This is a genomic window from Aureimonas frigidaquae (genome assembly GCF_001463905.1).
Classification (GTDB): domain Bacteria; phylum Pseudomonadota; class Alphaproteobacteria; order Rhizobiales; family Rhizobiaceae; genus Aureimonas; species Aureimonas frigidaquae.
Genome location: NZ_BBWR01000019.1, coordinates 37,593 through 50,101, shown reverse-complemented (window position 1 = coordinate 50,101; position 12,509 = coordinate 37,593). Strand labels below are relative to the sequence as shown.

Below are 12,509 nucleotides of genomic sequence, written 5' to 3'. Positions count from 1 at the left end.
CGTGACGACGGGCTTGCCTAAAGGATCAGGTCAGCCCGCGCGAGCGGCAGAACTGCGCCCGGTCGAACATGTTGTCGGCCTGCAGCTCGGAGTAATAGGCACTGCCATCCGGCGCGTGGGTCAGATATCCGCCAAACAGCACCATCCGCGCATCGGTGCCCGTCTGGTTCTTGGACTGGGCCAGGCCGCAGAGTTCCACGGCGCCGGAGGGTCGGCTGCGCGCCTGAAGCCGGACGATCCGCGCCGATTGCGGATCGGACCAGTTCGATCCGACTTTTGCCAGGATGGCCGCGACATCGCCTTCGCCCGGCTGGTAGGGCGTGCCGAGCTGCGGCTTCTTGTCCTTGCGCGGGAACGGCGTCAGCCGGGAATAGTCGTAAGTCTGCAGCGCGCTGGCCGCATCGAAGGGCTGCGGCATGGCCGATTGGGTACAGCCCGCCGGGATGAAGGCGACGAGCGCCACCGCCATTCCCCTGCCGATCGTCGACCCACGCTTGCCCACGCGCTGAACTCCCCTCGTTTACGTTCGGGTGCAACATACGCCTTCCGGCCATGTCGGCAGAGGGTGGGCGCGGTCACTTTGTCTATCGCTGCGACTCCGAGAGTGAGGTCGTGTCGAAGGCGACCTTCCGATAGACATAGGGTCCGAGCCGGCCGATATGCTTGGGGGCAAGGCGGAGCTGCGTGCGCGCGCGCCGCAGGTGGAAGGGGATCGTCGCCAGACGCAGCGGCAGGCGCGTGCGCGCCGCCTGCACCGAGGATGCGACGGTGCCGGCCTGCCCGTTCCGCGCGGCCATCACATGTTCCTGAATCGCCATGGCCGGCTCGCAGATCATGCTGGCAAGCCCCGTTTCGGCATGCAGGAAGGCATCGGCCGGCGCGCCCCCCCGCTGCGCACGCGCCAGGAGCTTGCGGGCCCCATGCGGCCACAGGATGTAGGCCGCCGAGCCGGCCTTGTCGCGCACCAGCGGAACCGCGTCGATCCCGTCGCCAAGACTGATCCGGCCGCCGCGCCGCAGGAAACGGCGCTTGCCGAAATCCTCGAGGTTGAGAAGGTCGACCCCGTCGAGCCCGGCCGCCCGGTCCAGCACCGCCGTCACGCGCGGCGACAGGATGACGTCATCCTCCAGGATGAGCATCGGCGCCTCGCCGCGGGCGACCATGTCCCAGGCGCGGTAATGGGACAGGAAGCAGCCGAGCTCCGGCGCGCTGAGCGGCCGCTCCCAACTGCGGCCGAGCCCCTCCATCTCTTCGGCGGAAATATCGGCGGCCGCAACCGCTGGCAGGCGCTCCAGGGACAGGCCGAGGGCCGCGGCGCGGTCCTGCATGCGGGCCCTGCGTTCCGGCGCATGGTCGAGATTGATGAGCAGACAGCGCATCAGCGCCCCCTCCAGAATGCCGGCGACAGGAGAATGAGCACGGTGACGATCTCCAGCCGGCCGACCAGCATCAGGAAGACCAGAACCCAGAGAGCATGATCGTCGATAGCGGCGAAATTGCCGGCCGGCCCGATAATGTCGCCGAAGCCCGGACCGGTGTTGGCCAGTGCCGTCAGAGCGCCGGAGAAAGCGGTGACGAAGTCGAGGCCCAGCGTAGCGAGGGCGCCGGTGCCGATCATCAGGAGCGCGAAGAAGAGCGAGATGAAGATGGTGACGCTCTGCACCCCATCGGCCGAAATGTCGCGGTGCCCGTAGCGCAGCGGCTGGATGGAGCGGGGCCGCAGCAGCTTGCCGAAGCCTGCCTGGACAACGCTCCACAGAATGAGGATGCGGTTGACCTTGATGCCGCCCGATGTCGATCCCGCGCAGCCGCCGATGAACATGGCGATGAAGAAGATGCCCACCGCCGCATGCGACCAGCCGGTGAAGTCCTCGGAGGCAAAGCCCGTCGTGGTGATGATCGACACGAAGTTAAAGGCCGAGGATACGAAGGCATCCCAGGGCCCGACGTCGTTGTGCCACAGGCGCATGGTGATGAGGATGACCGTGCAGATGACGGTGATCCAGAGAAAGAGCGCAACCTGCGGATCCTGCCAGCGCTGGAACTGGCGCGGCAGGAAGAAGCGGATATAGAGCACGAAGGGCAAGGCCCCGAGCAGCATGAAGACGGTGGCGACGAGCAGGATTCCGTCGCTGTCGAAATAGCCGAGGCTCGCATCGTGGGTGGAGAAACCGCCGGTGGCCACCGTGGCCATGGCATGCGCGACGGCGTCGAAATCATCCATGCCGAAGGCGCCGTAGGCCACGGCACAGGCGACCGTCAGCACCAGATAGATCGAGATGATGCCGCTGGCGAGCTGCTGCACACGCGGCAGCATCTTGTCCGACCGGTCGGAACTTTCCAGATGGAACAGGGACAGGCCACCCACGCGCAGGGACGGCAGGATCAAAAGCACCATGCCGATGATGCCGATGCCGCCGAGCCAGTTCAGCAGCGCGCGCCACAGGAGAATGCCGCGCGGCAGCGCATCCAGCCCGACGATCACCGTGGCGCCGGTGGTGGTCAGGCCGGAGACGGATTCGAACATGGCATCCGCAACGCTGAGGCCGATCGAGGCGAGATAGAGCGGCACGGCCGCCACCACGCAGGAGACGAGCCAGACGCCCGTGACGAGGACGAAGCCGAGCTCGGGCGTCGGCTGGATGCGCTGGCCGCGCGTCGCCACGGCCACCAGGCTGCAGACCGAGCCGATCAGCGCCGCGGAGCCCAGGAAGACGCGGTAGTCGTCATTGCCGTCGGCAAAGTCCAGGAGAGCGGGCAGGAGCATGGCGCCGGCCAGCGCCAGCCCGAAAATGGACGACACGTGGGAAACGGTTCTGAAAATTGCGTTGTTTCCCCTGCCGGCAGACCGATCGTCTGCTTGTAACCCGTCGCGGCTGGCCTGCCTACCGGCCGCCGCGACGAGATGGACCTCAGGCCGCCAGGCCCGACCCGCTCTGATGCTCCGTCAGGCTGCGATAGATGCCGCCATTGAGGGTCATCAGCGTATCATGCGTCCCGTCCTCGACGATCCGGCCCCGATCGAAGACCAGGATCCGGTCGAGCGTGCGCACGGTCGACAGACGGTGGGCGATGACGAGCGAGGTGCGCCCGGCCATCAACCGCTCCATCGCCGCCTGGATGAGACGCTCCGATTCCGAATCGAGGGCCGAGGTCGCCTCGTCCAGGATCAGGATCGGCGCATCCGCCAGGAAGGCGCGCGCCAGGGCCACGCGCTGCCGCTCGCCGCCCGACAGTTTCACGCCCCGCTCCCCCACCAGCGTGCCATAGGCTTGCGGCAGGCGCAGAATGAAGTCGTGGGCGGAGGCGAGCCGCGCCGCCTCCTCGATCTCTACCTGCGACGCGTCGGGGCGGCCATAGGCGATGTTCTCGGTCAGGCTGCGGTGGAACAGGATGGATTCCTGCGGCACCACCGCCACGTTGCGGCGCAACGAGGCCTGCGTGACCTGGTCGATCGCCTGGCCGTCGATCCGGATTTCGCCGCCGGTCACGTCGTGCAGGCGCTGGATCAGCTTGACGAAGGTCGTCTTGCCCGATCCCGAATGACCGACTAGCCCGACCCTCTGGCCGGCCGGGATGGTGACCGTCAGCCCGTCATAGAGCGGGGTGGCGTGGCCCCCATAGCGGAAGTGCACCCGATCGAAGACGATCTCCCCGTGCGTCACCGCGATCGGCTCGGCGCCAGGCCGGTCGGCCACCGCGGGCACCTCGTCGTGCAGATCGACCAGTTCCTCCATCTCGTTCACCGAGCGCTGCAGGTTGTTCACATGCATGCCGATGTCCCGCAGATAGCCCTGCACCACGAAATAGGTCGTCAGCACATAGGTCACGTCACCGGGTGTCGCCTGCCCGATGGCCCAAAGATACACGGACAGGCCGGCCAGCCCGATCCGGACGGCCCAGAGCAGCGCCGTCTGCAGGGTCGCGGCCCAGGTGAAGCGCATCCATGTCACGTCGGTGCGGCGCTGCCACTCCGCCACCGCATCGGACAGGCGCGTCTCTTCCCGCGCCTCGGCGGCGAAGGTCTTGACCACGGCGTTGCAGGCGAGCGCATCGGCGAGCACGCCGCCGACGCGCGTGTCCATCTTGTTGGACTGGCGCGCCACGGGGGCGATCCAGCGCAGCGTCAGGAACACGGTGAGGAAGATATAGGCGAGCGCCCCTGCCCCCATGGCCAGGCCCATGATCGGCCACTGCCAGCCCAGAATCGCCACCGCGCCGACCAGCACCACGACCGAAGGCCACAAGGCCAGCAGAAGCACGTCATGGAGGATGTCCAGCGCCCACATGCCGCGCGTGATCTGCCGCACGGTGGAGCCGGAGAAGCTGTTGGCGTGCCAGTCGGCGGAAAAGCGCTGGACCTGCGCGAACCCCGCCTGGGACACCCGCCCCATGATGCGCAGTGTCATGGGCACGACCGCCGCCCAGGCCAGATGCCGCAACCCGACATAGGCAAGGCCGAGCCCGGCCATGGCGGCCAGCGCGTTCAGCGCCGAGGAAAGGCCCGCCTCCCGGTCGACGGAGGCGACCGCATCGACCAGCCGGCCGGCAAAGACGGGCATGGCGATATCGGCCAGCGTCGCCAGCGTAATGGTACACAGGATCAGGCAGACCAGCCGCCACTCCTGGCGCCAGTTGCCGATGGTGAAGGCGAGCACGCGGCTCATGGCGCTGCGCGCACGTGTCTTGGACTGGGTCATGATCGTCTGCGGCGGGAAAGCCGCTCCTCAATGCGGGCGAATCGGACGCCCGTCAGCGATGGGGATTGCCTTGCAGGGGTGGGCAAGCAGCGAAGCCGGATGGGCAGAGGGGCCTATCGAGCGGGAAACGAAAGGCAGGCCGTGTCAGGCCTGGATCGTCGAGGGGCGCGCGAACATCGGATATCTCATCAAGCCGCCCCCTTTCCTGGTGCGTCGTTGCAAGGTCTCCCAAATTAGCAGCGCCCCGCGCGGATGGTCAACCGCCGGCCCGGCCGCCGGAGGCGGGACGCGGACAGGACTGTGGCCAACGTGCAACCCTTGTTGTCTCCACCGCAGGCGTCCTCTATTGAAGGAGCACGATGCAGGGGCCACCTGCGACGCAGCACCGACCATCGAAAGTATCAAGCCATGACTGCCGAGCGTCACGCGGAGATTCTGATCATCGGGTCCGGCCCGGCCGGCTACACGGCGGCGATCTACGCCGCGCGCGCCATGATGAAGCCGCTCATGGTCGCCGGGCTGCAGGAGGGTGGCCAGCTGACCATCACCTCCGATGTCGAGAACTATCCCGGCTTCGCCGATCCGATCCAGGGCCCCTGGCTCATGGAACAGATGAAGGCCCAGGCCCTGGCGATGGGCACCGAGATGGTGGCCGACCTGATCGTGGAGGCCGATCTTTCGGTGCGCCCCTTCCGCCTGCGCGGCGATGGCGGGGCCGTCTACACCGCCGATGCGCTGGTCATCGCCACCGGGGCACAGGCCCGCTGGCTCGGCCTCGACAGCGAAGCAGAGTTCCAGGGCTTCGGCGTTTCGGCCTGCGCGACCTGCGACGGCTTCTTCTATCGTGGCAAGGATGTCGTGGTGGTGGGCGGCGGCAACACGGCCGTGGAGGAGGCCCTCTATCTGTCGCACATCGCCCGCAGCGTTACGGTCGTCCATCGGCGCGATGCCTTCCGGGCGGAGCGCATCATGCAGGACCGTCTTCTCGCGCGGGAAAACGTCTCCGTCATCTGGAATGCGGAGATCGCCGATGTCGTCGGCATGACGCATCCCATGCGCCAGGTCACCGGGGTCCGGCTGCGCGACCGCACGAGCGGCGCCGTGACGGAGCACCCGACGGACGGTGTCTTCGTGGCCATCGGCCATGCGCCGGCCACGGAGCTCTTCGCCGGCCAGCTGCGCATGAAACAGGGAGGATATCTCTGGGTCGAGCCCGGCACGACGCAAACCTCGATCGAGGGCGTCTTCGCGGCGGGCGACGTGGCGGACGATGTCTACCGCCAGGCCGTCACGGCCGCAGGGCTCGGCTGCATGGCCGCGCTGGAAGCGGAGCGCTGGCTGGCCGCACGCGCGCCGGCGACAGGCGAACGGCAGGCCGCGGAATAAACGACACGTCGGACAGGCGGGACGCAACGGGAGGCGGACGACACAATGGCGCTGGACTGGGACAAGCTGCGCATCTTCCACGCGGCGGCGGAGGCCGGCTCGTTCACCCATGCCGCCAACGCGCTCAATCTCAGCCAGTCGGCCATCAGCCGCCAGGTCGCCGCACTCGAGCAGGAAATCGGAGCCCCGCTCTTCCATCGCCACGCCCGTGGCCTGGTCCTGTCCGAACAGGGCGAAATCCTGTTTCGCACCGCCACGGACGTGCTCAAGCAGCTCGAAACCGTGCGCATGCAGCTCACCGAGACGAAGGAAAAGCCGAGCGGCAAGCTGCGCGTCACGACGACGGTGGGCCTCGGTTCCGGCTGGCTCACCCACCGTGCCCAGGAATTTCTCGAACTCTACCCGGAGTTGGAGCTGCAACTGGTCTTCGACAACGAGGAGATCGACCTGACCATGCGGAAGGCCGATTGCGCCATCCGCCTGCGCCAGCCCCAGCAGCCCGACCTGATCCAGCGCCGGCTCTTCACCGTGCATCTGCATGTCTATGCCGCGCCGAGCTACCTGCAACGCTACGGACGGCCCGAGACCATCGCCGATCTGGACCGGCATCGGCTCATCACCTTCGGCGAGCCGGCCCCGCCCTATCTGCGCAACCTGAACACGCTGGAAACGGTCGGCTTGCCCGACGGCATGTCGCGCAGTGCGATCCTGCAGATCAACAATCTCATGGCGGTCAAGTCGGCGATCGAGCGCGGCATCGGGGTGGCCCTCTTGCCCGACTACATGGTCGACAAGGACTCCAAGCTCGTGCAGGTCCTGCCGGAAATGGAGATGCCGGCTTTCGATACCTATCTCTGCTACCCGGAGCAGTTGCGCGACTCCGCCAAGCTGAAGGTCTTCCGGGACTTCCTCATCGCCAAGGCGCGGACCTGGGCCTTCTAGGGAACCCGATGCCCTGCCGCATGTTATGACGGTGGCCGGATCACTCCGGCCGGGGGTGTCATGCTTAAAACGCATGACTGGCATGCGCAGACCGCTCTGGTGGACCAATCGGGGCGTGTTATTCTTGCCATCAGTCGGGGCCGGGGAATACCTCCTCCCATTCCTCCGCCCGACCGTTTCCTCCCAAGGGTTTGCCTATGTAGGCCCTTCGATTGGCCGGGTTCTTCGAACCCGGCTTTTTTTTCAATCGATTTTACGGTTCTTTCGGACGACGGTTCCCGTAGCTGCGGACCGCTCGCCCGCAGCCATGCCACATCGCGCCGGGGAACACACACGGCCGAGCACCAGGCAAAAGAAAAGCGGGCCGAAGCCCGCTTTCCGAACCGTCATCGCACCGTTGATCAGCGCAGGCTGGCGGCGAAGCGCTGGATGCGGGTGCAGGCTTCCTCGAGCAGGGCTTCGGAGGTCGCGTAGGAGATGCGGAAGTTCGGGCCGAGGCCGAAGGCCGAGCCGTGCACCACCGCGACACCTTCCTGTTCCAGGAGTTCGGACACGAAGTCCTCGTCCGTTTCGATCCGCTTGCCGGACTGCGTGACCTTGCCGATCAGGCCCTGGCAGGACGGATAGACGTAGAAGGCGCCTTCCGGCGTCGGGCATTCGATGCCCGTGGCCTGGTTCAGCATGGACACGACCAGATCCCGCCGCCCCTGGAAAATACCGCGATTGCGCTGGATGAAATCCTGCGGGCCGTTGAGCGCCTCGACGGCGGCCCATTGCGCGATGGAGCAGGCGCCGGAGGTCTGCTGCCCCTGGATCATGTCCATGGCCTTGATCAGCTTGGCCGGGCCGCCGGCATAGCCGATGCGCCACCCCGTCATGGCATAGGCCTTGGACACGCCGTTGATGGTGAGCGTGCGCTCGTAGAGCGCCGGCTCCACCTCGGCCGGCGTGGCGAAGGTGAAATCGCCATAGACGAGATGCTCGTACATGTCGTCGGTCATGACCCAGACATGCGGGTGGCGCATCAGCACATCCGTCAGGGCCTTGACCTCGTCGTGGCTGTAGGCACCACCGGACGGGTTCGAGGGGGAGTTGAAGAGGAACCACTTGGTGCGGGGCGTGATCGCCTTTTCCAGCGCCTCGGCCGTCAGCTTGAAGCCCGTGTCGATCGTCGTTTCGACGAAGACCGGCGTACCGCCGCACAGGAGCACCATTTCCGGGTAGCTGACCCAGTAGGGCGTGGGGATGATCACCTCGTCGCCAGGGTTCAGCGTCGACATGAAGGCGTTGAAGAGGACCTGCTTGCCGCCCGTGGAGACGATGGTCTGCGCGGGCGTATAGTCGAGCCTGTTCTCGCGCTTGAACTTCTGCGAGATCGCCTCGCGGAGCTGCGGGATCCCGGATACCGGCGTGTACTTCGTCTCGCCGCGCTGGATGGCATCGATGGCCGCGGCCTTGATGTTGTCGGGCGTGTCGAAATCGGGCTCGCCCGCGCCCAGTCCGATGACATCGCGCCCCTTGGCTTTCAGGTCCCGCGCCTTCTGCGATACGGCGATGGTTGCGGACGGCTTCACGCGGTCGAGCGCGGCGGCAAGGAAGGCCATGATCCTCAAAACTCCGGTATGGCATGAACTGTCGTCTTGCGGGCCCCTCCCGCAAAATCGGCGGACCATAAGCGCATTTGCCCGCTCGAAGGAAGACCCGCGCGAGACACATACGCGCCGCCGTGCCGCGCCGCAAACGCATTGTGACGATCCGAACCATCAGCGGCGGTGATGCCGGGGTCGCAGATTATGAATTGGAGCCGGCCGGCGCGCCCGCCTAGAACAGGGTGAACCACCATGGTGGCCTACACGGGAGCGGCGATATGCGGATCTTCGGAATGCTGGACAGCGGCAATTGCTACAAGCCGCGCCTACTGCTGGCCCTGACCGGCCAGGACTTCGTCCATGTGGAACAGTCCACGCGGGATGGCTCGACACGCGCGCCCGGTTTTCTCGCCCGCAACCCGATCGGCCAGTGCCCGCTCCTCGAACTCGACGATGGGCGCTTCCTGGCCGAATCCGGGGCCATCCTGCATTATCTGGCAGCCGGAACGGCCTACCTGCCGACCGAGCGCTACGCCCATGCGGCCATGCTGCAATGGATGTTCTTCGAACAGAACCAGCACGAGCCCGCCATCGCCGTGCGGCGTGCGATCAGCGTCTACCCGGAACGGCAGGCCGTCGCCACGCCGGAACGGATGGGCCAGTTGATGGAGCGCGGCCTTGCGGTGCTGGCCGTGATGGAGAGGGTCCTGGCACAGCAGGACTTTATCGCCGGCCCTGTGCCGACCATCGCCGACATTGCCCTCTATCCCTATACGAAAGACGCCCCGGAGGGCGGCTTCGACCTCGGGGCGTTCCACCATGTCATGCAATGGCTCGGCAGGATCGAGTCCCTGCCCGGCTACCGCCCGAAGGACTGGACGCCCGCCGCATGACGGGCGCCCCGATCCGCCGGCTGGGCTCAGTCGCGGCCGAGCACCATGGAGTCGACATCGACGTCCTGCGCGTTTTCCAGCTCGGCGCGCGTCAGGAGCGGCGCGTCGATCCGCAGGTCGTTGTCCTGCACCTTGATATCGAGCGCATTCCAGTCGACGAGCACGTCCTTCTCGCCGATGCCCAGGAAGCCACCAACCTCGATCACCACGGCCGCGATGCTGCCGTCCGTGCCGACGACGAAGTCCTCGATCTCGCCGACCTTCTCGCCATCCGCGCCGTAAACATTCTCATCGTCCAGATCGTCGATCAGGAAATGCGCCGGGGCTGCGCCCTGCGTGGCCGGAGGCAGCACCACGATGACCGGGTTGCTGCCGGCCGGGGTCGTCGCCGCCGTCGCAGCGGCCGGGGTCTCGGCGGGGGTCGCGGTCTGTGCGAGGGCGGTACCGCCCATCAGTGTGGCAAGGCCTGCGGCGATCAGAAGCGTCTTCATGAAATCCTCGTAGAAATTGAGCGGAGCGTAGCGCTCGCGCCTCACAAGAAGGCGCTGATGGCCAAAACGGTTCCATCACCGGTCGGCTCGGCTGCCCACACCCATCACATCCGGTTGAGGCCAGCCGCATGACCCGCCTTCAGGCGAACCTGCTCCTGCTGCTGGCGGGGATGATCTGGGGCCTCGGCTTCGTGGCCCAGTCCACCGCCATGGACAAGCTCGGACCCTGGACCTACACCGGCGTGCGCTTCCTGATCGCGGCCGCGGCACTTCTGCCGCTGGCGCAGCGCGAAGCCCGCCGGGACGCGCAGCCGCTGACGCGCCGGCAACGGACGGGCCTTGCCGCCATTGGCTGTTTCCTCTTCGCCGGCTCGATCCTGCAACAGATCGGCATGGTCACCACGAGCGTCACCAATGCCGGCTTCCTGACCGGGCTCTACGTGGTGCTGACGCCACTGATGGCCCTGACGCTGTTTCGCGTGCGTCCGCACGCCGTGGTGCTGGTGGCCGCGCCCATGGCCTTTGCCGGCATCGCCATGATGGGCGGCGCGCATCTCGGCCCCCTGTCGCCGGGTGATCTCCTGGTCATCGTCGGCGCCATTTTCTGGTCGCTACAGATCCTCTTCATCAGCCGCTTCGCGGCCGATACGGGCCGCCCCTTCGGCCTGTCCTGCGTGCAGTTCGCCGTAGCGGGTGGCCTGTCGCTGATCGGCGCGCTCCTGCTGGAGCCCTTTGACCCGCCCGCCATCCTGGCCGCCGCGCCGGAGATTCTCTTCGCGGGCCTCGTCTCCGCCGCCATCGGCTTCACCATCCAGAGCTTCGCCCAGCAATATACGAGCGGCCCACAGGCCGCCGTCATGCTGTCGTCCGAAACCCTCTTCGCCGGCCTGTTCGGGGCACTCATCCTCGGCGAAAGGCTGGGGCCGGTCGCCCTGGCGGGGTGCGGCCTGATCTTCGCGTCCATGCTGCTGGTCGAACTTGGCCCCCCACTCATGTCGCCTCGTCGGCATCCGGATGCATGATGGAAGGGCCGTGCTAGCACGCATCGTGCGCGATACGCCGGATGCCGCCGTCCCCTCGCGCCGCGGATGCGTCGCCAAATTGAACCGGCCCCCGTCATGCGCTACGCGAAAGGCAAGCGGTGACGATGTTGCAGAATCGCGAAAGGACAGCGCATGGGCGAGAATGTCGAAGAGCCGGCCGGGCAGTTGACGGTGCGGGTCCCGGCCATGCCGGCGGATGCCAACGCGGCAGGCGATATTTTCGGGGGCTGGGTCATGTCGCAGATGGACCTGGCCGCCGGCATTCGCGGTGCGGAGCGCGCGCAGGGGCGGGTGGCGACGGTCGCCGTCGACAAGCTCACCTTCCGCAAGCCCGTCAAGATCGGGGACACGCTCTGCGTCTACACGGCGATCGATCATGTGGGGCGCACCTCCATCCGCATCCGGGTGGAAGCCTGGGCGCTGCGTTACCTGACGCGGGAGCGTACCATGGTGACGGAGGGCGTCTTCACCATGGTCGCGCTGGATCATTCCGGTACGCCGACCCCCGTACCGGCCGAAGCCTGACCTTCACTTGCAGACGGGACGCATCCGGGCCTTCAGGTCCAGGTGGAAATGGTCGTCATGGGCGCGGTTGTAGCCCGGTCCGAGGACCGTGCCGAAATGCCGGCAGCTCGCCTGGCGCACGCTGTTCTGGAAGCCGCGCTCGCGGAACCGGAAGAAGCCCTTGGGCTCGACGCGGACCGTCGAGCCATCGGAAAAGCGGAAACCGGCCACATCCAGCGCATTGCCGCCTGCATGTTCCGACACGGTCCGTGAGCCGGCAATGCGCGAGCAGCGGTAGGACGAGGCATTGATGAGCCCGGTCGGGTTCTTGAGGAGCCGCCACCGCGCGGCCGAACGGACATCCTCGTCCAGCCAGCGGGCAACGGCCAGCGCCGTGCGACAATTCAGCGTGGCGGGTGGCTGCATGGCGATTCCGCGCGCAGCCGTGTGCACCTTGAGCGCATAGGGAACGCCGCAGGCATTGCTGCTGCGCACGGAACCCGCTTCGGAAAATTGCGCGCCGAGCCGCGCCAGGGCCTTGCGGCACATCGCCTCCCCTTCCGGCAGGCTCCGGTAGCCGGACGGCGCCCCTGCGACCGGCGGCGCCTGTTGCACCGGCAGGCCACGGTCCGGCACATAGGGCTCGCTTTCCAGCGCGGCGACGGATTCATCTTCCGCGCCGATGGGCGGCAGGAGCTCAGCATTGCGTGGGGGCGACGCACGCAGACCAGGAGTCCGAGGGGCCGGCGGCGCAGGCTGCACGGGCGCAGGCGTTTCGAAGCTCGGCACATAGACCGTGGACTGGCCGGGCTGAGGCATGGCTGGGACGCGGACACCCCAGACGAGATCACCGCGCGGGCGGCCGGCTGGCGGGCCTGCCGGGGCGGCGCCGGATGAGAGGGTCGGCATGTTCCCGTCCATCGGCGCCAGTCCCGTGGCGGCGGCGGGAAAGACTGTGCTC

The 12,509-nt window shown here is 67.1% G+C and carries 12 protein-coding genes; 5 read left to right on the top strand and 7 right to left on the bottom strand.

The window, feature by feature from the left end:
• Positions 1-25: 25 nt before the first annotated feature.
• From AUL30_RS18485 to AUL30_RS18470, 4 genes are all read right to left on the bottom strand, one after another.
• The gene (locus AUL30_RS18485) at positions 26-502 is read right to left on the bottom strand and encodes a hypothetical protein (RefSeq protein ID WP_157070311.1); all 477 of its coding nucleotides are present in this window, start codon (positions 500-502) and stop codon (positions 26-28) included.
• Positions 503-584: 82 nt separating this feature from the next.
• Positions 585-1,379 (bottom strand): glycosyltransferase family 25 protein, encoded by a 795-nt coding sequence (locus AUL30_RS18480; protein WP_062229374.1) that lies wholly within the window; start codon positions 1,377-1,379, stop codon positions 585-587.
• Complete coding sequence (locus tag AUL30_RS18475; RefSeq protein WP_062229420.1) at positions 1,379-2,779, bottom strand: TrkH family potassium uptake protein; 1,401 nt, start codon at positions 2,777-2,779, stop codon at positions 1,379-1,381. The genes AUL30_RS18480 and AUL30_RS18475 overlap by 1 nt, the downstream gene beginning before the upstream one ends.
• Before the next feature lie 133 nt (positions 2,780-2,912).
• On the bottom strand, positions 2,913-4,700 hold the full coding sequence (locus tag AUL30_RS18470; RefSeq protein WP_062229373.1) for an ABC transporter ATP-binding protein: 1,788 nt from the start codon (positions 4,698-4,700) through the stop codon (positions 2,913-2,915).
• A gap of 408 nt (positions 4,701-5,108) precedes the next feature.
• Between AUL30_RS18470 and trxB the strand changes: the two genes are divergently transcribed.
• Both trxB and AUL30_RS18460 read left to right on the top strand, forming a co-directional pair.
• Positions 5,109-6,086 carry a thioredoxin-disulfide reductase gene (gene trxB / locus AUL30_RS18465; RefSeq protein ID WP_062229372.1) on the top strand — a complete coding sequence of 326 codons (978 nt, stop codon included), beginning with the start codon at positions 5,109-5,111 and terminating at the stop codon, positions 6,084-6,086.
• A 45-nt stretch (positions 6,087-6,131) separates the two neighbouring features.
• Positions 6,132-7,028 carry a LysR family transcriptional regulator gene (locus AUL30_RS18460; RefSeq protein ID WP_157070309.1) on the top strand — a complete coding sequence of 299 codons (897 nt, stop codon included), beginning with the start codon at positions 6,132-6,134 and terminating at the stop codon, positions 7,026-7,028.
• Positions 7,029-7,429: 401 nt separating this feature from the next.
• Here the strand turns inward: AUL30_RS18460 and AUL30_RS18455 are convergent, their stop codons facing one another.
• Complete coding sequence (locus AUL30_RS18455) at positions 7,430-8,632, bottom strand: pyridoxal phosphate-dependent aminotransferase (RefSeq protein ID WP_062229371.1); 1,203 nt, start codon at positions 8,630-8,632, stop codon at positions 7,430-7,432.
• 263 nt (positions 8,633-8,895) lie between these two features.
• Between AUL30_RS18455 and AUL30_RS18450 the strand changes: the two genes are divergently transcribed.
• On the top strand, positions 8,896-9,510 hold the full coding sequence (locus AUL30_RS18450; protein ID WP_062229370.1) for a glutathione S-transferase family protein: 615 nt from the start codon (positions 8,896-8,898) through the stop codon (positions 9,508-9,510).
• A 26-nt stretch (positions 9,511-9,536) separates the two neighbouring features.
• On the opposite strand, the gene AUL30_RS18445 is transcribed toward AUL30_RS18450, so the two are convergent.
• Entirely contained in the window at positions 9,537-10,001 is a 465-nt protein-coding gene (locus AUL30_RS18445) for a PRC-barrel domain-containing protein (protein ID WP_157070308.1), read from the bottom strand.
• A gap of 128 nt (positions 10,002-10,129) precedes the next feature.
• Here AUL30_RS18445 and AUL30_RS18440 point away from each other — a divergent pair, with 128 nt between their 5' ends.
• Positions 10,130-11,023, top strand: coding sequence for a DMT family transporter (locus tag AUL30_RS18440; protein ID WP_062229368.1), 894 nt, complete (start codon positions 10,130-10,132; stop codon positions 11,021-11,023).
• Positions 11,024-11,176: 153 nt separating this feature from the next.
• Positions 11,177-11,569 carry an acyl-CoA thioesterase gene (locus tag AUL30_RS18435; RefSeq protein WP_062229367.1) on the top strand — a complete coding sequence of 131 codons (393 nt, stop codon included), beginning with the start codon at positions 11,177-11,179 and terminating at the stop codon, positions 11,567-11,569.
• 3 nt (positions 11,570-11,572) lie between these two features.
• Here AUL30_RS18435 and AUL30_RS18430 read toward each other — a convergent pair whose 3' ends face one another.
• Positions 11,573-12,457: an extensin-like domain-containing protein gene (locus tag AUL30_RS18430; protein WP_244490892.1), complete on the bottom strand. Its 885-nt coding sequence runs from the start codon at positions 12,455-12,457 to the stop codon at positions 11,573-11,575.
• Between the last annotated feature and the right edge of the window lie 52 nt (positions 12,458-12,509).

What these genes read in the sequence shown, in the direction of transcription:
- AUL30_RS18455 (WP_062229371.1), bottom strand. Translation starts at nt 8,632, where the DNA reads ATGGCCTTCCTTGCCGCCGCGCTCGACCGCGTGAAGCCGTCCGCAACC.
- AUL30_RS18435 (WP_062229367.1), top strand. Translation starts at nt 11,177, where the DNA reads ATGGGCGAGAATGTCGAAGAGCCGGCCGGGCAGTTGACGGTGCGGGTC.
- AUL30_RS18470 (WP_062229373.1), bottom strand. Translation starts at nt 4,700, where the DNA reads ATGACCCAGTCCAAGACACGTGCGCGCAGCGCCATGAGCCGCGTGCTC.
- AUL30_RS18480 (WP_062229374.1), bottom strand. Translation starts at nt 1,379, where the DNA reads ATGCGCTGTCTGCTCATCAATCTCGACCATGCGCCGGAACGCAGGGCC.
- AUL30_RS18460 (WP_157070309.1), top strand. Translation starts at nt 6,132, where the DNA reads ATGGCGCTGGACTGGGACAAGCTGCGCATCTTCCACGCGGCGGCGGAG.
- AUL30_RS18430 (WP_244490892.1), bottom strand. Translation starts at nt 12,457, where the DNA reads ATGCCGACCCTCTCATCCGGCGCCGCCCCGGCAGGCCCGCCAGCCGGC.
- trxB (WP_062229372.1), top strand. Translation starts at nt 5,109, where the DNA reads ATGACTGCCGAGCGTCACGCGGAGATTCTGATCATCGGGTCCGGCCCG.
- AUL30_RS18450 (WP_062229370.1), top strand. Translation starts at nt 8,896, where the DNA reads ATGCGGATCTTCGGAATGCTGGACAGCGGCAATTGCTACAAGCCGCGC.
- AUL30_RS18445 (WP_157070308.1), bottom strand. Translation starts at nt 10,001, where the DNA reads ATGAAGACGCTTCTGATCGCCGCAGGCCTTGCCACACTGATGGGCGGT.
- AUL30_RS18440 (WP_062229368.1), top strand. Translation starts at nt 10,130, where the DNA reads ATGACCCGCCTTCAGGCGAACCTGCTCCTGCTGCTGGCGGGGATGATC.